The organism is Bacillus sp. FSL R9-9834 (assembly GCF_038006905.1).
GTDB classification, from domain to species: domain Bacteria; phylum Bacillota; class Bacilli; order Bacillales; family Bacillaceae_G; genus Bacillus_A; species Bacillus_A pacificus.
On sequence record NZ_JBBOWD010000001.1, the window covers coordinates 2,034,030 to 2,053,397 of the forward strand.

A 19,368-nucleotide genomic window follows, 5' to 3' on the forward strand; every position below is an offset into this window, starting at 1 on the left:
AAAAAATGACTATGTATATTATCAGAAAATTTACAAATATTTACCGTTTATTTACTATTTTTCAATCTTTCCTTTAAAAATAGAGAGTAATATGGGATTGTACATATTCTATCAAAAGGAGGAAACGCAAATGAACAAATGGGTTAAATCATTAACTGCTATGGCACTTGCAAGTTCTTTATTAATGGTAGGTTGTAGTAAAGGTGAGGACAAGAAGAAAGAAGACGATACAACAACACAACAAGAGGATAAAAAGGATAAAGAAACAAGTGGAACTGAGAAGTCTACGGATTCTAAAGAAAAGAAATAATGTAATAATAGAGCTTCCTCTTTTATGTGAGGAAGCTTTTTTGTTGTAAATTGATTAAGATTATTGAAAAATAGAGAAAGAATGAAAGAGGGGGAAAACAAATGAAAGTGTGCATATTGGGAGCAACAGGGCGAGTAGGTTCAAACATAATGAAATTAGCATTAAAAGATTTAACAGAAGTGACTGCATTAGCGCGTGATTCAAGTAGAGTAGAAATAAACCATGAAAGATTACGAGTTATAGAAGGTAATGTATTAAATGAAAATGATATAAAGAAAGCGATAGAAGGAAGTGACATAGTAATTAGTGCACTTGGAACGGATCAAAATGGGACGTTAGCGAAGAGTATGCCACAAATTATAAAGAAAATGGAAGAAGAAGGAGTTCGTAAAATCATTACAATAGGAACAGCCGGTATTTTACAAGCAAGAACAAATCTAAATTTATATCGTTTTCAATCAACGGAATCAAAGAGAAAGTCGACAACAGCAGCAGAAGATCATTTAGCTGCATATAAGATACTTAGTAGTAGTAATTTATGCTGGACGGTCGTTTGTCCGACGCATTTAATTGACGGTGATGTGACAGGTATATATCGAACTGAAAAAGATGTATTACCAGAAGGAGGAGCAAAAATAACAGTTGGTGATACAGCGCAATTTACGTGGAATCTATGTAGTAAAAACAAATATGAGAATAGCCGAGTAGGTATTTCCTATTAAAAAACCATCCCGCAATTGGGATGGTTAAAAGACGATATAACATACAAATATGATAATCATAATGATTTGGAGAATGGCTTTCGCTACTGTACTGCTTAAAAAACCAACTACAGTAGCAACTCCTACTAGAAAGGCGTCTTTTGGCGCTTTTTTATGTATTAGTTCTGTAATAAATACCGATAAGAACGGTATGATAATTAAACCGAATGGTGGGAAGAAGAAAGATCCGGCAATGATCGAAATCATTCCGACACGTTCACCCCATTTAGAACTACCGTATTTCTTTAAGAAATATCCATTTGCAATAAAATCAGCAACGAAAATGAATAGTGTGAAAATGACTTGAATAATCCAAAAGGAAGTTGTTAGTTCTCCACCATTTATACCGAAATGGTAAATGAAATATCCAGCCCAGACAGCGAGTATGCCTGGAATGATAGGGTAAATAAAGGCAAGAAATGAAACAATAAAACAGGCAATGATACAGATTGTTAATAATACTGTCACTTTATAGCTCCTTCTTCGTGTCTAATTTATGTACCGCAATTTTTTTCACTTGATGTCCATCAAGTTCTAGTGCTTTAAACTGAAAACCGGCAAATTCAATGGAATAACCAGCCTCAATATTTAAGTCCACTGCTTGAGAGAGGAGCCAACCTCCAATTGTATCTAAATCACTATCATCAATATGTAGGCCAAACATATCATTCACTTCAGAAATGAGCACCTTACCGTCTAAAACAGTAAGCTTCGGCGTACGCTTTTCAATCATAGGTGATTCATCCACATCAAACTCATCTTGAATTTCTCCAATAATTTCTTCGAGAATATCTTCCATTGTTAAAAGTCCAGCCGTACCACCATATTCATCCATAACGATTGCCATCTGAACGCGATTCTTTTGTAGATGAACTAACGTTTTGCGAATTGGAACAGTTTCAAAGACAGTTAGTACTGGATGTATGTAAGATTCAAGTGGCTTATGAATGCCTTTCGTTTGATCATGAAATACTTCTTTCGTATTGATCATACCGATAATATCATCTTTATCTTTTTCGATGATAGGGTAGCGTGTATACTTTTCAGTTGCGACGATATCCATATTTTCTTCTAACGTATTTTCAGTAGATAAGCAAATCATTTCTGTACGAGGGACCATAATTTCTTTCGCAACTCGATCATCAAATTCAAAAATATTATTTACATATTTATATTCGGCTTGATTTATTTCGCCGCTTTTGAAACTTTCACCTAAAATGAGTCGTAGTTCCTCTTCAGAATGGGCCAGTTCATTTTCTTTCGCAGGTTCTAAACCGAGTAGTTTTGTGAAAAAGATAGCCGTACTATTAAGTAACCAAATGAACGGGTACATAATTTTATCAAATAAAATAAGTGGTCGTGCAAACTTAAGTGTGATTGCCTCTGCTTTTTGAATTGCAAAAGACTTTGGAACTAATTCACCTAATACAACATGGAAAAATGTAATCACGCTAAAAGCGATAATAAAGGATAAAGTATTTGCCATTGTTCCAGTAATATTAATCTTTTCAAAGAGCGGTCGTAGTAAATGTTCCACAGTTGGTTCACCAAGCCAACCAAGCCCTAAAGAAGTAATTGTAATCCCGAGCTGACAAGCTGATAAATAAACATCTAAATTAGATATGACACTTCTTGCAGCTAAAGCTTGTTTATTGCCTTCATTTGCAAGCTGGTCAATTCGACTTTTTCGTACTTTTACAACAGCGAATTCTGATGCAACGAAAAAGCCGGAAATAAGGATAAGTACAATGATGAGAAAAATATTTAATATGTCCAAGTGTATTCTCTATTCCGTCGCTTGGAATAAAGATGTCACCTCCTGCAATTATGTTATACTTTTATAATAAATCCAAATGAAAAGAATAGTCAAAGAAAAAGGGTAAATATTGGTATGTTTCTGCAATGGTTTTTGAATTTGCTGTTATTTTGTCCGCTATACAAAAGGAATAACCCTCTACTTTCAGATTCTAGAGGGTTATTTCAAATTAAGGTTTTGGAATACTTCTCGTTAAAGCGTATGATTGTTGTTTAAAGTGGTTTGTCGTCCATAGCGTTTGAAGGAATGAGAGTATACAATACGGGATATACAAAAGTAATAAGCTAATTGTAACAATAATAGGTGCATTTCCGCCGAATTGAACGATAAATTGCAATAGTCCACTTGCGTGAAAAACGCATTCCATAAAAACGAATGAAAGAATAATGGAACCTAAAATAGATTTATGATTCGAAGTAAGCGCTAAAAACAATGTATCTACAAGGAAAGAAGCTTGTTTTATTTCATATTCATTTGTATTACTTAAGAAAGGAATCCATTTTTTTATTGCTTGCATAACGATAATCATGGAAGTACTACAAACGATGATAAAAGATGAGTAGTAAGGAATCTTTATAAATTTTGTGATGTATAGGAGTAGTAATAAGACTGCGCATTGTAATAATACAGTACATAAAGAATAAGGAATCCATCTTAATAAAGAAGTGAACTTTTTAACCGATTGAGGTGCTTTAAAAAATAAATGGCCAATCCCTAAGCTGATGAAGAATCCGATTGCAAGAGTAAAGGTAAAACGAACAATCGATAAAAAATATATTTCCCACATGTAAGGGAATAACGGTGTTGATTGATTAGCAGTATGTACTATCTGATTTGCTGAGAAAAAGATAGATTCGTGCATCCAATCAATCTTTGGAATTGTCATCGAAGAAAGTTGTGCGAAGTTATGGAAAATGCTTATAAAGCCGGTGATGTATGAGTATTTATGTGTAATGAATAAAGCTGGAATAGGACTAATGATAAATATAATGAGAACACCAACGATAAATTTATATATGTGTGAGCGCAATAAAGACATGTAACCACCTACTCTTTGAATATTCAGAAAATTCTTATTCTTATTTTAGCTTTTTTCGGAGTAAGTTACAATATATTTTTCTTAAAGAAGTTTAGTATTGTAGTGGATAGAATTGAATGAAAGGTGAATAAATTATGACAAGAAAATGAATAATTTTCAGAAAAATAAAATAAATTATTTATTTTTTTCTGAAAATATAATATAGTTATGGCACAGAAAGTATTTTAACATAAGGAGGCTGTTTATGAGGATTAAAGGGAATTATGTGCCGAAAAGGGAAGTTTTATTTTGCTCAAGTTCAATTACGATAGGGGAAGCACTAGAACATTTAAATAAAACTGGTTATCGTTGTGTACCAGTTTTAGATGAAAAAAAAGAGAAATATTTAGGGAATATATATAAAGTAGATATTTTAGAATATAAAGGTTCTATGGAAGAAAATGTATTACGATTATTAAACGATAAAGAAGGATATGTCAGAGAAGACTCTTCGTTCTTTAAAGTATTTTTTACAATAAAGAAATTACCTTATTTATCAGTAGTTGATGAAAAAGGAGTCTTTCTTGGGATTTTAACGCATAAAAAGGTTTTTGAGCTATTAGAAGATGCCTGGGGCGTTCATTCTAGTAAATATTCTGTCATGATTGGGACACAAGATTATAATGGGGCTATTCAAAAATTATCGACAGTATTAAAAAAATATACAGGTATCCAAAGTTTAATGACTTTTGATAACGATGCCTTATTAGTTCGTAGAATTATGTTTACATTAGGAGAAGAGTTTAACGATGGTGAATTAGAGACGTTATTGAAAGATTTAGAAGATCACGGATTTAGAGTGGTGTATGTGGAAGAGATGAAAAATCCACGTGAAGTTGAAACGATAGAATAATATGCAAAAGCCGTCTAATTATGTTGGATGGCTTTTGTTATGTTACGTGTATAAAATTATTTGAAAATAACGATAGGATAATAAGTGAGTCTGAAACAATATTTGTGCAAAAGAATAAAAAATGTAGATAATTTTGATTTTCAAAAAAGTCAATTTGAAAATATGTTTTTATTTTTCAACTAAATATGTTACTATATGTGTGATAAAAACAAAGAGGTCTGACAACTATACTCCACGCAATACCACTCTAATGATTTAAAAATTCAAAAAAATCAAAAATTAATAATTAGAGTAAAAATAAGGGGATTGGAGAAATTATGGAGAAAGACACTGCTTTGTAAGGGGCATATTTTATCAGCTTGAACAGAGAGGAGGATGCATAGCATATTGTGAAAATAGAGATAAACAATGAAAAAGTGCTATGCAAATGAAAAGCATGAAGGGACGTTTAAGGCCAGGTGATACGGTAGCAATTGGTTTAATGTTATTTGCACTATTTTTAGGAGCAGGAAATTTAATTTTCCCACCAGTTTTAGGGCAACAAGCTGGAGAGAATGTTTGGGTTGCTACAATTGGATTCCTCGTAACGGGAGTCGGATTACCCCTATTAGCTGTAACAGCTGTCGCGTTTGTAGAGGGGGACTTGAAAGCGCTATCTTCTAGAGTTCACCCTATATTTGCGTTTGTTTTCCCATTGATTAGTTATTTAGCGATTGGACCTTTTTTCGCGATTCCGCGTACGGGAGCCGTTTCATTTGAAATGGGTATGAAGCCATTTTTATCAGAGGCATTAGTTTCCGAATGGTACATGCTATTTCTTTTCACTATAATTTTCTTCGGAATAACTTGGTATTTATCTTTAAATCCATCAAAATTAGTGGATTGGTTCGGGAAATTTCTTACACCATTGTTAGTATTAATTGTTGCTGTAATTGTCGGAAAGGCAATTGTTGATCCGATTGGAGAACCAGCTGCACCGCTAGAGGCATACAAGGAAAATGCTTTCTTTGGTGGATTTATTCAAGGATATTTAACGATGGATGCAATTAGTGCGCTTGTATTTGGAATTGTAGTTGTACAAGTTATCCGCTCTAAAGGAATAAAAGAGAGTAATCAAATTGCAAAAATAACAGTAGTATCAGGTATTATCGCGGTACTTGGTTTAACGTTAATCTATTTATCACTTGCTTATCTTGGTTCAACAAGTACATCACTTGGGGTATCAGAGAATGGTGGACTTATTTTAACGAATGTTGTAAATGAGTTATATGGAACAAGTGGTAAAATTTTATTAGGACTTGTTATTGTACTTGCTTGTTTAACAACTTCTGTTGGATTAACATCAGCTTGTGCTGGCTTCTTTACAAACTTATTCCCAAAACTTTCGCATAAAACGATTGTAACAATGGTATGTGTATTTAGTTTAATTGTATCTAACCTAGGTTTAACGCAATTAATCGCAGTTACTTTACCAGTGTTAATGATCATTTATCCAGTTGCAATCGTATTAATCGTACTTTCTTACTTCCATAAATGGATTGGGAAGCGCAATACCATTTATATTGGAGCTATTTTAGGTGCATTATTAATTAGTTTCTTTAACGGTTTAGAAAGTGCGAAGATTAAAATTGACGCGATTTCTAACGTACTACAAATGTTACCATTATATAATGAAGGAATAGGATGGCTAATCCCATCATGTATTGGCGGGATCCTCGGTTTCTTCTTCTATAAATCAAATGAATCAAGTGAACTACAAAAGAAAGGTGCTTAGGCGCCTTTCTTTTTTTAAAGGGGATTTTTTTGTTTTGTCTAAGTAATAAATGAAAGGAGTGATAAAATGGCTAATTTTGAAGATTTTTTAACTTTGGATTTACGGATTGGGACTGTAACACATGCAGAGGAATTTAAAGAAGCGAGAGTTCCAGCGATTAAACTAGAAATTGATTTTGGAGAGCTTGGAATGAAGCCGTCAAGTGCTCAAATTACGAAGAGATATAACCCAGAAGATTTAATCGGTCAGCAAATCGTTGCTGTTGTAAATTTTCCGCCAAAGCGTGTAGCGGGATTTAAATCAGAAGTACTTGTTTTAGGAGGAGTACCTGAAGCGGGTGATGTTGTATTACTGCAGCCTAATATGGAATTACCAAATGGAACAAAAATTAGTTAATGTAAAGGCGGGGGAACATGGATATTGGACGCGAATACGTACAGTGTGCTATTTCGAATTTTGAAGCAACAAAGAAACAAGGGGAACGGGTGCTTTCACAATTATCATATGAACAGATTGAATGGTCTTCTCATGAAGCAACAAATAGCATAGCAATTATAATTAAGCATCTGCACGGTAATATGCGTTCTAGATGGACGGATTTTTTAACATCTGACGGTGAAAAAATAGATCGTAACCGAGATGCTGAATTTGAAGGTGGTTATTCTTCTAAGAAAGAGGTACTCGCAGCATGGAATGAAGGTTGGGAATATGTTTTTAAAACGATGAATGCACTAACGTCAGAACATTTATTGCAGACAGTATATATTCGCGGGGAAGCACATACTGTCATGCAAGCAATTGAAAGACAAATTTCTCATTATGCTTTGCATATTGGACAAATGATTTACATCGGTAAAATGTTAAAAGAAAATGAGTGGGAATGTTTAAGTATTCCTAGAGGAAAGTCTAACTTTCATTTAGAGAAAAAGCGTTCAACATAATAATAGGAAAGAAACCGATATAAAATTGGAAGTAAGAAAACAAGCCAAATGATAGATGGCTCTGCAGTCATAAGAATGCTACCAACAATCAGCCCATATATAATAAGAAAGAAATTAATAAGTGTATTCACAGGGATAAATCGTGAGATAAAAACTTGCTGTCGTTTAAAACAATCACTATGAAATACATAAAAGCGGAAGTACCATGTGGTAGTAATAAGATCTTTCTTTCGCGTAATTCTTTTTTTGCATGTATGACAGATGAACGGTGGTTGCATTTCATTACGCTCCATTTTTTATATTTGTAATAATGTAGGACAAAAGTAGGTACAAAGTGTATATCCCTATATACGCTCCTGATATAAGAAAAAATGGATTTAGTAAAATCCCATGAATACTTGTCATAAAAACTAAGTCTTGTATTAAAACATCATATATATGAATAGAAATGATTGTACCGAGTACATAAAGTGCTAGATATGCTGAAATATGTAACGCAACACGGATGGTAGGATGCTTAGCGAGCCAATAAAAAATAAATGATAGTACAACGGGTAGTGTTCCTATTAGTAGTTTCAATTCATTTCACCTCATTAACAATATAGCCTGAATTTAGACGGTCTATTCTCTAGAGCTTGTACATAACTTGAAATAGAGAGGTGATAGTATGAATCGAGGCTTTTTTTATGTGAAATTCACGAGTGTACGTAAGTTAGTATTATTTATTATTGCTACAGTACTAGCGACTTTTTTTCTTATTAGTATGATGGTAACCTCTATGAAAGAGACGAAGTCAACGTATTTATATAATTGGTTAAATGAGTTATCAATGAATGGTTACATGTACGTTCTTGGGAAAGAGAATCATTATTTTACACAGGAATATCGAAATTTAAATCAAGATTTTTCAATATCTTCGTTTCTCTTTTCTATGGCTACGAATATTCGTTTTAACGATGTACGCAGTTTTGTCGGCAAAGAGCTACCTGGTTTCGGTAAGTACGATACAGAAATTGTTATTGCGGGGGAAGGAACAAATTATTCTAACTTGCCTATAGAGTCGAGCGTTCCACTTGAAGAAGTAGTAAAAGAACGGACTGGAGAAGGTGGACAGGCTCAAAAGCCGGATACGAATAAAGAGAAAAAGCAACCAGCTCAAACGACAGGAAAACGACAAGTTGCATTTATTTATCATTCGCATAGCTGGGAATCTTATTTGCCATTATTGAATTTAACAAATGATCCAAATCCGAATAAAGCCACAAGTTCCGTAACGAATATTTCAATAGTCGGCGAACGATTTCGTGAACAATTAGCAAATGAAGGAATCGGAGCAACTAACGACAAGACTGATGTTGGTCAAAAGTTGATTAGTAAAGGGTTAAATAGTAATAGTTCTTATAAAATGTCACGGGAAATTGTACAAGAAGCAATGGCCGGCAATAAAGAATTACAATACTTCTTTGATTTACATCGTGATAGTGCTCGGAAAAATGTCACGACAAAAATAATCGGTGATAAATCATATGCGAAGCTTGCGTTTGTAGTAGGGAAAGGTAACAAAAACTATGAAAAAAACTTGCAATTAGCAACGGCTTTACATGAGACGATTAGTAAGAAATATCCAGGCGTTAGTCGTGGTGTCATTCAAAAAGGATTCCAAACAGGAAATGGTGTCTACAATCAAGATTTGTCAGGACAAGCGATATTAATTGAAGTTGGTGGCGTAGATAATACAGAGGAAGAACTAAATCGATCGATTGATGCGCTAGCTAAAGCGTTTGGTGAATATTTCTGGCAGGCAGAAAAAGTGAATGGATAAAGTGAAACAGAAATGAATGCGAGAGTCTGAAAAAACGTGAGTGTAATGCTTGCGTTTTTTTGTAATTAATGATGTGTCACAGAATAGACATAATTTGTCGATGTTATAGTAATATCGAAATTTGTCAAATTATACTGGGAGATTTACAAAGGGATTTTCGGGAAAGTAGAGAAAATCTTTTTACAAGGAAAGCTTTTTATTATGAAATTGGTAGGGTGATTGAAATGATTAGGGAAATCAAAGTAGAAGATGCAGCATCATTTTTGCAATTAAGTAAGCAATTAGATGAAGAAACAAAATTTATGTTGTATGAACCAGGAGAAAGGAAATTCACAGCCGAGCAACAAGAGCAAATGATTCAGCGCTTTGTAGAAAATAAATATGCAACAATATTGGTAGCAGTTGAAGAAGAGAGAATAGTAGGGTTTATTTTAGTGAATGGAAATCATATTCAAAGAAAGAGACATGTAGCAAGTATTGTAATTGGGATTTTGCAAGAGTATAGTGGGCGAGGTATTGGGACTAAATTGTTTAAAGAGGTCGAGAAGTGGGCAAGATTACATGGTGTATGGCGTTTAGAATTAACGGTAATGGCCCACAATACAAGAGCTCAGGCACTATATAAAAAAGCTGGATTTGAGAAGGAAGGTGTCAAAAGAGCTGCTCTTATTATCGATGGAGAGAACATCGATGAGTATGAAATGGCCAAATTATTAAAATAAGAGGTCGTTATATGAAAAAAAGATGGATACTACTTGGTATCGTAGCGGCGATACTCATTGTTGGAGTAGCGGGAATCAATTATAAAATGTATAAGGATAAGCAAGCACGCGAGGTGAATGTAAATAACATATTTCCGAAGGCAAAAGAAACGATTGCGAATATGGATGGGGATATTGCGGTAATTAGTAATCCGAATTCGATGCTTGTGCTTGTGAATAAAAGTAGGCGTTTACCAGACGGGTATAGACCGCCAGATTTAGTTATTCCGAAAGTGCGCTACTCTAGTGAAGGTGATCAAGAAAAGAAAAAAATGAGGAAAGAGGCAGCCGGTGCGCTTGAGGAAATGTTTCAGCAAGCGGATAAGGAGCGTGTTTTCTTATTTGCAGTCTCTGGATTTAGATCTTTTGATCGGCAAAAAGCGTTAAATACAATGTATAAAAAACAAGATGGAGAAGCAAAAACAGCAATGTCGAGTGCAGTTCCTGGAACGAGTGAACATCAAACTGGACTAGCTATGGATATCACATCACAATCTGCTAAGTTTCAGTTAGAGACAATTTTTGGTGAAACGAAAGAAGGGCAGTGGCTTTCTGAAAATGCCCATAAATTTGGTTTTGTCATTCGATATACAAAAGAGAAAGAATCGATTACGGGCTATCGATTTGAACCATGGCACGTGAGGTATGTGGGAAATCCACAAGCTACATATTTATATGAAAATCAACTGACACTTGAAGAAGTAGCGCAGTGAACAATTGAGGGGAGAGAAGGATTATGACGGTGTTATATAAGAAAAAAGTACACGCATATGTGACAAGAGAAAAAGAAGGAGTTATGCAACTGCTTGTTTTTAAACATCGTGATATACCTGAAGCTGGTATACAAGTGCCAGGGGGAACAGTTGACGAAGGGGAAACGCTAGAAGCAGCGATTTTACGTGAAGTACAAGAAGAGTCTGGGTTACGTCATTTATGCATAGAACGATTCCTAGCTGATTACATCATACATGTGAAAGAAAAAAAGGAATATCAAAAACGTCATTTCTTCCACGTAACATTACTAACAGATGTAAAAAATCGTTGGGAACATATTGTCAGTGCCGGTGAGGAAGATGAAGGCCTAGTATTTTGCTACGAATGGATTGATATTGCAAAATGCCCTGAATTAGAGGGGAAACAAGGTGAGTTTTTACATTTGTTAGATGAGGTATATGTAAAATAATAAAAGAGTCTGAAGCGGAAGTTAATTCGTTTCAGACTTTTTTTATTTTTCAGGAAATAAAAGGTTTTTACAGTGGTGAGTTGAATTCTTTTAATTGGATTGTATTTGTATATGCGAGGAGCGGAGAAAATGAACAAGTAATAGATACATGTTATCAATAAAAGGCTTTATAGAAGGAGAATGACGATGGAGATTCAGTTCAATACACTACTACAAAAAGAATTAACAATTCATGATATACAAAAAGCAATGGTAGCTGGGCAATTAACTTCAAAAGAATTAGTTATGTATTACCTTCATAGAATCGCAAAGTATGATCAAGACGGACCGAAAATCAATTCTATTTTAGAAATCAATCCGGAGGCTATCTTTATTGCAGAAGCGCTAGATCATGAAAGAAAAACAAAAGGTGTAAGAGGTCCACTACACGGTATACCTGTTGTACTTAAGGACAATATTGAAACGAATGACTCTATGCATACAAGTGCAGGTACGATTGCGTTAGAACAAAATATAAGTAGTGAAGATGCATTTCTCGTTACGAAGCTGCGAGAAGCAGGAGCAGTGATAATAGGGAAAACAAATATGACAGAATTAGCAAATGCAATGTCATTTGAAATGTGGGCTGGATATAGTGCGAGAGGTGGGCAAACAATAAACCCTTACGGTACGGGTGAGGATGATATGTTTGTTGGTGGCTCAAGTACAGGATCTGCCATAGCAGTTGCTGCTAACTTTACAGTAGTATCGGTTGGAACAGAAACAGATGGTTCTATTTTGAGTCCAGCTGTTCAAAACTCTGTAGTCGGTATTAAACCGACTGTTGGTTTAATTAGTCGTAGAGGTATTATTCCGTTCACATATTCGCAAGATACAGCCGGCCCATTTGCTAGAACAGTAACAGATGCCGCTATTTTACTAGGGGGGCTAACTGGGGTAGATGAGAAAGACGTAGCTACTTATAAAAGTGAAGGGATAGCAGAGCATGATTATACAAAATACCTTGATGTTAATGGTTTAAATGGAGCGAAAATTGGTGTATATAGCAATGCACCAAAAGATTATTATGAATCTGGTGAGTATGATGAGAAATTGTTTAAGGAAACAATTGAAGTATTACGTAGTAAGGGGGCGACAGTAGTAGAGGATATTAATATTCCGTCTTTTCATAGAGAATGGAGCTGGGGTGTATCACTCTATGAATTAAAGCATAGTTTAGATAACTATCTTTCCAAATTGCCTTCTACTATACCAGTACATTCTATTTCAGAGTTAATGGAGTTTAATGAAAACATAGCAGAAAGAGCTCTGAGATATGGACAAACTAAGTTAGAAAGAAGAAAAGATTTTCCTAATACGTTAAGAAATCCACAATATTTAAATGCAAGATTAGAAGATATATATTTTTCACAAGAACAAGGCATTGATTTTGCACTGAAAAAATATAATCTTGATGCGATTCTGTTCCCTTCTTATATAGGCTCCACTATATGTGCGAAAGCAGGTTATCCGTCTATAGCAATACCTGCGGGATATATGGATAACGGGAGACCATTTGGAATTACGCTTGCAAGCACTGCTTTTCGTGAGGGGACTTTAATTAAACTCGCATACGCTTTTGAACAAGCGACAAAGCATCGGAAATCTCCTAACTTATCATAAATAAAATAAATAGGGCAGGAAATCCTGTCCTATTTATTTTGTTCATTAAAGTGACATGTTTTTTTGCTTTGTCTTATCATATTTTAATAAGTTAAATGATAAACAAGCAGAGCACAATATAAGGATTGAAGCGAGAATATAAATCGTACGAACACCGAACAAATCGGTAATAATGCCAACACTCAGCATAGAAAGACCAGAAGCTGTCGAAAGAAGAGCACCATGAGCTGTATACATTTTTGATAGTAAAGAAGGAGCGACACTTGATTGTAGAACTGTTGTTTGAGAAATATCTCTAATTTGATAACATGGTCCCATTAGAACGCACAGAAAAAGCGCAATAAAGCCGCTACTTGTCATACCATATAAAAATGTAAGAATACTAAACAGAAGAGAGCCTACCGCCATAGAGCGTATTAAATTGTTTTGAATGTATGTACTTATTTTCCACGCTAATAGACCGCCAATTAACGTCCCAACATAATAACTTGTATTAATAAATCCCCACCATTCTTCTCCTTTATGAAGGACAGTTGTTACATAAGCCATCGTAATAGCACCCATCCATATCGTCCCTGCAAAAGTTTCAATTAAGTCCATACATGTAACAGTACGGAGAGAAGGGTTTTGAAATAAGAGCTTCCAACCTTCCAATAAAGTATCACCTTTTGAAGAAGAAGGCTCTATTACTCGTTCAGTATGTATGGAACGTAATGAAAAGTGTAGTGCAACACATCCGAAAATCATCAAAATATTATTCATCATGAGTGTAGAAGAAGCACCGATAAGAAGCACAATAACACTTGTAAATGAATAAGCAGCGGCTTGTGCAATTTGTGTGGAAAAGGAAAAAATGCTATTTACTTTTACTAATTTTTCTTTCGGTGTAAGGCGCGGAAGAATACCGTATAGTAATGGAGCGCTCCAGCCACTACATAATGAAATGAAAAAAATGAAAATGAATAGTACTACAATGTTTGTGGAAAGGATCGGGAATAATATCATTAATAAAAATAATAGAGCAGTTTTTATCCACTGCAGTGTAAAAAGTAATGAATAAGATGGAAAACGATTCATTATAAGTGGTGCAGATGTATTTGCTATAAGATTAGTTATGACTTGTAATAATGGAAAAAGAGCAGTTAATGTAGCTGATTTCGTTGTGATATACATATGAGTTGTAATAATCATTACGTATACGATGTCAGCGAGAGTAATGCATATTTTCGATCCTAGATAGTAAGTTAATGAACGTTTTTGCAATAAGCACACAACCTTTCTGGGGAAAATATGACAGTAGTTATAATAATTATAATTTAAAAAATAAATTTTGAAAGAATTAAATTTTTTGTCACTTTTTGAAAGGGATTTTCATGTATAATGAAGAATATATTGATATAGTATTTTAATAATACTCATTGTAACAGTGAAAATGTACAATAGCTTGTAGTAAGCGCCCACGTATGAGAAAGGGCGGATAAACCATTCTTTTCTTCATATACATATAGAAAATGAGAAAGAAAGTGAGGGTTGCATATGGCTGCTTGGGTAATTTGGTTTATAATAGCTGGTATTTTATTTATTGCGGAAATGCTGTCGATTACATTTTACATGCTTTGGCTTGGAATTGGAGCTGTTGTCGGAGGTCTTATTGCTTTGTTTGTTCCTGAAGCACTACTGTTACAAGTTGTTGCTGGTGCGATTGTAAGTTTAACATTGACTTTCTTTACGAAAAGAATATCAAAAAACTTTCGGGAAGCAAAAGGTTTTACTGATACAGTAGATATGCTTGCAGGTAAAAAAGGGATTGTTATGCAAGCGATTACAAATGAGGCGAACGGCATTGTGAAAGTGGATGGAGATACTTGGACAGCTATTGCAGATGATCCAATTGATGCCGGAGAAAAAGTTATTGTTATAAAGAGGCATAGTACTATATTACAAGTAAAAAAGGAGAGTGAATAAATATGGTAGCATTAACGTTAACGATTATTTTCGCACTAATTGTTGTTACATTTATCGCATTAACAATCAAAATTATTCCACAGCAAAAAGTTGGAGTCGTTGAAAGATTTGGTAAGTTTCAGCGTGTTATGCAGCCGGGATTAAATTTATTAATTCCGATTGTGGATCGTGTTCGCGTATATCACGACTTGCGTATTCAACAAACGAATGTACCACCGCAGAAGGTAATTACGAAAGATAATGTACAAGTGGAAATTGATACAATTATTTTCTATCAAGTCGTTGAACCGGAACTTGCGACATATGGTATTTCGAACTATGAATACGGTGTACGTAACATTACTTCAGCAACGATGCGTCAAATCATTGGTAAAATGGAACTGGATGAAACGTTATCTGGTCGTGAAAAAATTTCAACAGAAATTCGCTTAGCACTTGATGAAGCTACAGAAAAATGGGGCGTTCGCATTGAACGTGTTGAAGTTGTCGATATTAATCCGCCGAAAGATGTGCAAGCATCAATGGAAAAACAAATGAAAGCAGAGCGTAATAAACGTGCGATCATATTAGAAGCTGAAGCTGCAAAACAAGATAAAGTCCTTCGTGCTGAAGGGGAGAAGCAAAGTAAAATCTTAATGGCTGAAGGGGATAAAGAAGCACGTATTCGAGAAGCGGAAGGTATTAAAGAAGCAAAAGAATTAGAAGCGCAAGGGGAAGCAAGAGCGATTGAGGAAATTGCAAAAGCAGAACAAAATCGAATTGAATTACTTCGCGAGGCGAATTTAGATGAACGTATACTTGCCTACAAATCATTTGAATCATTAGCTGAAGTTGCGAAAGGGCCAGCAAATAAAGTCTTTATTCCATCTAATGCAATTGAAACACTTGGTACTCTTGGGGCGATTGGTGAAATTTTTAAAGAAAAACAGGCGAAGAGATTACCTTCTTCAGATACACCAAAAGAATAATAGGAGTGAAAAGAGAAATGGGGTGTGGCATTTCTCTTTTTATTTTTGGATAGGATAAAAATATTAGTCCTTTGTCATTATGGATAGGAATTTGTTGTTTGTCATTTTTGACAGAATAATAAGTTTAGAGTGCTTGGGATTGTTAAGTGGATTAACACGTTTACTAGATGGGTTAAAAAACTGTCAAAGTAATATATTTTTGTTAAAGAAAATTTAAAATATGATATAATGGGATTTTGTGGATATTAAATGGGGGAGTGGGAAACAAGTGCAAATATTATTAATACGCCACGGAGAATCAGAAGCTGATATTTTAAACGTACATGAAGGACGAGCTGACTTTGAATTAACAGAAAAGGGAAGACAACAAGTGAAAAGGCTTGTACAGAAAGTGAAAGAAGATTTTCCACCAGATTTCATTTGGGCAAGTACATTAAAACGTGCTCGCGAAACTGGTGAAACGTTAGCAGAGGGAATTGGGTGTCCAATTCAATTAGAAGAGGAATTAATGGAGTTCAATAATGGAGTTCAAGCAGGTCTTTCATTTGAAGAAGCTAAGAAACATCCCGAGCCAAAGTTTCTTCATGACCGATTTGAAAACGGGGAGTCATTTATTGAATTTAGAATGAGAATAGAAGGCATCTTTTCTAAAATCGTGACAGAGAATACGTATGACCGAATTGCAATTGTTGCACACGGTGGTGTAATAAATAGTCTATTACGTGCGTTTTTCAAAATGCCCATTTCAATGGATTATTATTTTAAAATGGGAGATACGGGAATAAGCTTAATTGAAATGGATGGCGAACAAAAAACGGTACATTTTATTAATGATACGAATCATTTGGATGGGATGTAGAAAATTATGTACAAAGTTGTATTTTTCGATGTTGACGGTACGCTTTTAAGTGAGATTGATAGAAGTATGCACGAAAGTACAAAAGAAGCGATACATAGGTTAATAGATAAAGGGATTCATGTAGTTGTTACGACAGGGAGACCATATAGCTTATGTTCGCAATTTATGGAACTAGGCATAAATACGTTTATTTCTGCAAATGGTGCCCATATAAAATGTGGTGAAAAAGTTATACATAAATCAGTACTTTCACGTGAAATCGTTCATGATATCTCGAGATTTGCTGAATTACATGGTCACGGTATTTCTTATTTTACCGAGGATTTTGCAATGAACGGAATAGCCTCGGATAATGAGCGTGTAATGCAAGCGCTTAGCGAGACGTTGAATTTAGAGAAGTATCCTGAAAAAAGCAAGGATTTGTCTAAAGAGATTTATTGTTTATGTCTGTATGCGGATGAAATGGAATCTCAAAAATTTATTGAAAAGTACCCGATGCTTACATTCGAACGTTTTCATGGTTATGTCATAAATGTATTGGAAGATAGTAAAGTATCGAAGTTAACTGCAATTCAAAAAGTATTGGAGCATTTAAATATTTGTAAATCAGAAGCGGTTGCTTTTGGCGACGGGGGAAATGATATTGAGATGTTGCAGTATGTAGGATTAGGTATTGCGATGGGGAATGGTGGAGAAGAGTTAAAAACAAGAGCTGATTTTGTTACAAAGAAAGCGAGTGAAGGTGGTATTTTATTCGCCTTAGAAAAGTTTCATATCGTCTAACATACCTTTATTGAAATAAAAGTATGTTAGGATCTTTTATATGCTCACATAATAAAAGATGAATTTGCCCACGATGATGATAAAAGTGGGCAACAATTTCCAGCAACCATTCAAAGCGTGAGTAAGAAATACCCCAATAAGCAGTCTTCATTTCTGCTAATTGTTCATTGGAATAGGATAAAAAAGTTTTAGAAAGTAAATCGTAGCCCTGTATCATCGTTTTTTTGCATTTGCGCAATTGTTTCGGGTGTTTGTTCTTTATAGAAAGTATGCAGCTCTTTTTCCGTACTACCATTTAAAATGAGTAAATCAGCATGGCAAATAAGAGAAAGATGTGCATACATTTCAAATAATGAACGCTTCGATTGAATCGGAGCTATTTTCAAATCAATTTCAGTATATTGATCCAGCATTTGAATAGAAGTATCAACAGCAACTTTAAGTTGATGCAATGCAGATTGTACAAACATTGTAATTCTCCTCTTCTCCGTATATAATAGTTTCTTGAGGGTATTATATCATACTCAAAATTCCGAAAATTCTAGTAGTTTGACTAGCATATTGAAAAGTATTATATTGTAAAAGGTCATATGAAACGTGAAGTAGAATGGAATGCAATTATTGAGTTAGGAGTTAGACCAATGAGTTTGAAATATGGAAGAGATACAATTGTTGAAGTTGACTTAAATGCAGTAAAACATAATGTAAAAGAATTTAAAAAACGAGTGAATGATGAAAATATTGCAATGATGGCTGCTGTAAAAGCGAATGGATATGGCCACGGAGCAGTTGAAGTTGCGAAAGCTGCTATTGAAGCAGGAATAAATCAGCTTGCAGTTGCATTTGTAGATGAAGCGATAGAGTTAAGAGAAGCAGGAATTAACGTGCCGATTTTAATTTTAGGCTATACATCAGTAGCAGCTGCGGAAGAAGCAATTCAATATGACGTTATGATGACTGTTTATAGAAGTGAAGATTTACAAGGTATAAATGAAATCGCAAACCGTCTTCAAAAGAAAGCGCAAATTCAAGTGAAAATTGATACAGGGATGAGTCGTATCGGTTTACAAGAAGAAGAGGTTAAACCATTTTTAGAAGAATTAAAACGTATGGAGTATGTGGAGGTAGTAGGAATGTTTACACATTACTCTACGGCAGATGAAATCGATAAATCATATACGAATATGCAAACAAGTTTATTTGAGAAAGCTGTCAATGCAGCAAAAGAATTAGGGATTCATATTCCATATATTCATAGTTCAAATAGTGCAGGTTCAATGGAACTTAGCAATACATTTCAAAATATGGTTCGTGTAGGTATTGGGATTTATGGAATGTATCCTTCAAAAGAGGTAGATCATTCAGTTGTTTCTCTGCAGCCTGCGTTGTCGTTAAAATCAAAAGTAGCCCATATTAAGCATGCGAAGAAAAATCGCGGTGTAAGTTATGGGAATACGTATGTAACGACTGGTGAAGAATGGATTGCCACTGTACCGATTGGTTATGCTGATGGCTATAACCGTCAGTTATCTAATAAAGGGTATGCATTAATAAATGGAGTTCGAGTACCTGTTATTGGTCGTGTTTGTATGGATCAGCTTATGTTAGACGTTTCAAAAGCAATGCCAGTACAAGTGGGAGACGAAGTAGTATTCTACGGTAAACAAGGCGAAGAAAACATCGCAGTAGAAGAAATAGCGGATATGTTAGGTACAATTAACTATGAAGTTACATGTATGTTAGACAGAAGAATCCCGCGAGTTTATAAAGAAAATAATGAAACGACTGCTATTGTAAATATACTAAGAAAAAACTGAATCGATATGATTCAG

General features: G+C 34.6%; 22 protein-coding genes and 1 pseudogene. 16 read left to right on the forward strand and 7 right to left on the reverse strand.

The annotated features are described in order from the left end of the window. Positions 1-130: 130 nt before the first annotated feature. Positions 131-310: a hypothetical protein gene (locus MKY00_RS10545; protein WP_001045960.1), complete on the forward strand. Its 180-nt coding sequence runs from the start codon at positions 131-133 to the stop codon at positions 308-310. A 101-nt stretch (positions 311-411) separates the two neighbouring features. Beyond that, entirely contained in the window at positions 412-1,032 is a 621-nt protein-coding gene (locus tag MKY00_RS10550) for an NAD(P)-dependent oxidoreductase (protein WP_016717278.1), read from the forward strand. A 24-nt stretch (positions 1,033-1,056) separates the two neighbouring features. Here MKY00_RS10550 and MKY00_RS10555 read toward each other — a convergent pair whose 3' ends face one another. The 3 genes from MKY00_RS10555 to MKY00_RS10565 all read right to left on the reverse strand — a co-directional run bounded on the left by MKY00_RS10555 (position 1,057) and on the right by MKY00_RS10565 (position 3,926). Continuing rightward, positions 1,057-1,539, reverse strand: a complete 483-nt coding sequence (locus MKY00_RS10555) for a DUF456 domain-containing protein (protein WP_016717279.1) — start codon at positions 1,537-1,539, stop codon at positions 1,057-1,059. 1 nt (position 1,540) lies between these two features. Next, a complete protein-coding gene (locus tag MKY00_RS10560; RefSeq protein WP_016717280.1) occupies positions 1,541-2,848 on the reverse strand; it encodes a hemolysin family protein in 1,308 nt (435 codons plus the stop codon). Positions 2,849-3,056: 208 nt separating this feature from the next. Next, complete coding sequence (locus tag MKY00_RS10565; RefSeq protein ID WP_016717281.1) at positions 3,057-3,926, reverse strand: hypothetical protein; 870 nt, start codon at positions 3,924-3,926, stop codon at positions 3,057-3,059. Positions 3,927-4,170: 244 nt separating this feature from the next. On the opposite strand from MKY00_RS10565, the gene cbpA reads away from it, so the two are divergent. The 4 genes from cbpA to MKY00_RS10585 all read left to right on the forward strand — a co-directional run bounded on the left by cbpA (position 4,171) and on the right by MKY00_RS10585 (position 7,533). Continuing rightward, positions 4,171-4,818 (forward strand): cyclic di-AMP binding protein CbpA, encoded by a 648-nt coding sequence (gene cbpA, locus MKY00_RS10570; protein ID WP_016717282.1) that lies wholly within the window; start codon positions 4,171-4,173, stop codon positions 4,816-4,818. A gap of 436 nt (positions 4,819-5,254) precedes the next feature. After that, complete coding sequence (gene brnQ4 / locus MKY00_RS10575) at positions 5,255-6,592, forward strand: branched-chain amino acid transport system II carrier protein BrnQ4 (RefSeq protein WP_073531294.1); 1,338 nt, start codon at positions 5,255-5,257, stop codon at positions 6,590-6,592. 66 nt (positions 6,593-6,658) lie between these two features. Further along, on the forward strand, positions 6,659-6,988 hold the full coding sequence (gene csaA, locus MKY00_RS10580) for a chaperone CsaA (protein ID WP_016717284.1): 330 nt from the start codon (positions 6,659-6,661) through the stop codon (positions 6,986-6,988). Positions 6,989-7,005: 17 nt separating this feature from the next. After that, positions 7,006-7,533 carry a DUF1572 domain-containing protein gene (locus MKY00_RS10585; protein ID WP_016717285.1) on the forward strand — a complete coding sequence of 176 codons (528 nt, stop codon included), beginning with the start codon at positions 7,006-7,008 and terminating at the stop codon, positions 7,531-7,533. Here the strand turns inward: MKY00_RS10585 and MKY00_RS10590 are convergent. Next, complete coding sequence (locus MKY00_RS10590; RefSeq protein WP_033677760.1) at positions 7,506-7,811, reverse strand: hypothetical protein; 306 nt, start codon at positions 7,809-7,811, stop codon at positions 7,506-7,508. The two genes, MKY00_RS10585 and MKY00_RS10590, sit on opposite strands and share 28 nt — an antisense overlap. Before the next feature lie 4 nt (positions 7,812-7,815). Beyond that, complete coding sequence (locus tag MKY00_RS10595) at positions 7,816-8,112, reverse strand: hypothetical protein (RefSeq protein ID WP_016717286.1); 297 nt, start codon at positions 8,110-8,112, stop codon at positions 7,816-7,818. Between the two features lie 88 nt (positions 8,113-8,200). On the opposite strand from MKY00_RS10595, the gene spoIIP reads away from it, so the two are divergent. The 5 genes from spoIIP to MKY00_RS10620 all read left to right on the forward strand — a co-directional run bounded on the left by spoIIP (position 8,201) and on the right by MKY00_RS10620 (position 12,961). Beyond that, the gene (spoIIP, locus tag MKY00_RS10600; protein ID WP_016717287.1) at positions 8,201-9,355 is read left to right on the forward strand and encodes a stage II sporulation protein SpoIIP; all 1,155 of its coding nucleotides are present in this window, start codon (positions 8,201-8,203) and stop codon (positions 9,353-9,355) included. A 224-nt stretch (positions 9,356-9,579) separates the two neighbouring features. Next, entirely contained in the window at positions 9,580-10,077 is a 498-nt protein-coding gene (locus MKY00_RS10605) for a GNAT family N-acetyltransferase (RefSeq protein ID WP_016717288.1), read from the forward strand. An 11-nt stretch (positions 10,078-10,088) separates the two neighbouring features. After that, positions 10,089-10,829, forward strand: coding sequence for a M15 family metallopeptidase (locus MKY00_RS10610; protein WP_000747655.1), 741 nt, complete (start codon positions 10,089-10,091; stop codon positions 10,827-10,829). Positions 10,830-10,852: 23 nt separating this feature from the next. Next, positions 10,853-11,299 (forward strand): NUDIX hydrolase, encoded by a 447-nt coding sequence (locus MKY00_RS10615; protein ID WP_016717289.1) that lies wholly within the window; start codon positions 10,853-10,855, stop codon positions 11,297-11,299. Positions 11,300-11,485: 186 nt separating this feature from the next. Further along, a complete protein-coding gene (locus MKY00_RS10620; protein ID WP_016717290.1) occupies positions 11,486-12,961 on the forward strand; it encodes an amidase family protein in 1,476 nt (491 codons plus the stop codon). Between the two features lie 45 nt (positions 12,962-13,006). Here the strand turns inward: MKY00_RS10620 and MKY00_RS10625 are convergent, their stop codons facing one another. Further along, positions 13,007-14,233, reverse strand: coding sequence for an MFS transporter (locus tag MKY00_RS10625; protein WP_074585558.1), 1,227 nt, complete (start codon positions 14,231-14,233; stop codon positions 13,007-13,009). Between the two features lie 264 nt (positions 14,234-14,497). On the opposite strand from MKY00_RS10625, the gene MKY00_RS10630 reads away from it, so the two are divergent. The 4 genes from MKY00_RS10630 to MKY00_RS10645 all read left to right on the forward strand — a co-directional run bounded on the left by MKY00_RS10630 (position 14,498) and on the right by MKY00_RS10645 (position 17,536). Further along, positions 14,498-14,926, forward strand: a complete 429-nt coding sequence (locus MKY00_RS10630) for an NfeD family protein (RefSeq protein ID WP_000741991.1) — start codon at positions 14,498-14,500, stop codon at positions 14,924-14,926. A 2-nt stretch (positions 14,927-14,928) separates the two neighbouring features. Then, positions 14,929-15,894 carry an SPFH domain-containing protein gene (locus MKY00_RS10635; protein WP_014893804.1) on the forward strand — a complete coding sequence of 322 codons (966 nt, stop codon included), beginning with the start codon at positions 14,929-14,931 and terminating at the stop codon, positions 15,892-15,894. A 268-nt stretch (positions 15,895-16,162) separates the two neighbouring features. Continuing rightward, complete coding sequence (locus MKY00_RS10640) at positions 16,163-16,753, forward strand: histidine phosphatase family protein (RefSeq protein WP_029141109.1); 591 nt, start codon at positions 16,163-16,165, stop codon at positions 16,751-16,753. Positions 16,754-16,759: 6 nt separating this feature from the next. Continuing rightward, the gene (locus MKY00_RS10645; RefSeq protein ID WP_016717293.1) at positions 16,760-17,536 is read left to right on the forward strand and encodes a Cof-type HAD-IIB family hydrolase; all 777 of its coding nucleotides are present in this window, start codon (positions 16,760-16,762) and stop codon (positions 17,534-17,536) included. 7 nt (positions 17,537-17,543) lie between these two features. Here MKY00_RS10645 and MKY00_RS10650 read toward each other — a convergent pair. Next, positions 17,544-18,006, reverse strand: a pseudogene (locus tag MKY00_RS10650) (DinB family protein). 171 nt (positions 18,007-18,177) lie between these two features. Between MKY00_RS10650 and alr the strand changes: the two are divergent. Next, entirely contained in the window at positions 18,178-19,353 is a 1,176-nt protein-coding gene (gene alr / locus MKY00_RS10655) for an alanine racemase (RefSeq protein WP_011040256.1), read from the forward strand. The last annotated feature ends 15 nt before the right edge of the window (positions 19,354-19,368 follow it).

Coding starts and splice junctions, on each gene's coding strand:
- MKY00_RS10590 (WP_033677760.1), bottom strand. CDS start 7,811: ATGCAACCACCGTTCATCTGTCATACATGCAAAAAAAGAATTACGCGA.
- MKY00_RS10630 (WP_000741991.1), top strand. CDS start 14,498: ATGGCTGCTTGGGTAATTTGGTTTATAATAGCTGGTATTTTATTTATT.
- MKY00_RS10605 (WP_016717288.1), top strand. CDS start 9,580: ATGATTAGGGAAATCAAAGTAGAAGATGCAGCATCATTTTTGCAATTA.
- MKY00_RS10545 (WP_001045960.1), top strand. CDS start 131: ATGAACAAATGGGTTAAATCATTAACTGCTATGGCACTTGCAAGTTCT.
- MKY00_RS10565 (WP_016717281.1), bottom strand. CDS start 3,926: ATGTCTTTATTGCGCTCACACATATATAAATTTATCGTTGGTGTTCTC.
- MKY00_RS10610 (WP_000747655.1), top strand. CDS start 10,089: ATGAAAAAAAGATGGATACTACTTGGTATCGTAGCGGCGATACTCATT.
- alr (WP_011040256.1), top strand. CDS start 18,178: ATGAGTTTGAAATATGGAAGAGATACAATTGTTGAAGTTGACTTAAAT.
- MKY00_RS10635 (WP_014893804.1), top strand. CDS start 14,929: ATGGTAGCATTAACGTTAACGATTATTTTCGCACTAATTGTTGTTACA.
- brnQ4 (WP_073531294.1), top strand. CDS start 5,255: ATGAAGGGACGTTTAAGGCCAGGTGATACGGTAGCAATTGGTTTAATG.
- cbpA (WP_016717282.1), top strand. CDS start 4,171: ATGAGGATTAAAGGGAATTATGTGCCGAAAAGGGAAGTTTTATTTTGC.
- spoIIP (WP_016717287.1), top strand. CDS start 8,201: ATGAATCGAGGCTTTTTTTATGTGAAATTCACGAGTGTACGTAAGTTA.
- MKY00_RS10645 (WP_016717293.1), top strand. CDS start 16,760: ATGTACAAAGTTGTATTTTTCGATGTTGACGGTACGCTTTTAAGTGAG.
- csaA (WP_016717284.1), top strand. CDS start 6,659: ATGGCTAATTTTGAAGATTTTTTAACTTTGGATTTACGGATTGGGACT.
- MKY00_RS10615 (WP_016717289.1), top strand. CDS start 10,853: ATGACGGTGTTATATAAGAAAAAAGTACACGCATATGTGACAAGAGAA.
- MKY00_RS10620 (WP_016717290.1), top strand. CDS start 11,486: ATGGAGATTCAGTTCAATACACTACTACAAAAAGAATTAACAATTCAT.
- MKY00_RS10585 (WP_016717285.1), top strand. CDS start 7,006: ATGGATATTGGACGCGAATACGTACAGTGTGCTATTTCGAATTTTGAA.
- MKY00_RS10550 (WP_016717278.1), top strand. CDS start 412: ATGAAAGTGTGCATATTGGGAGCAACAGGGCGAGTAGGTTCAAACATA.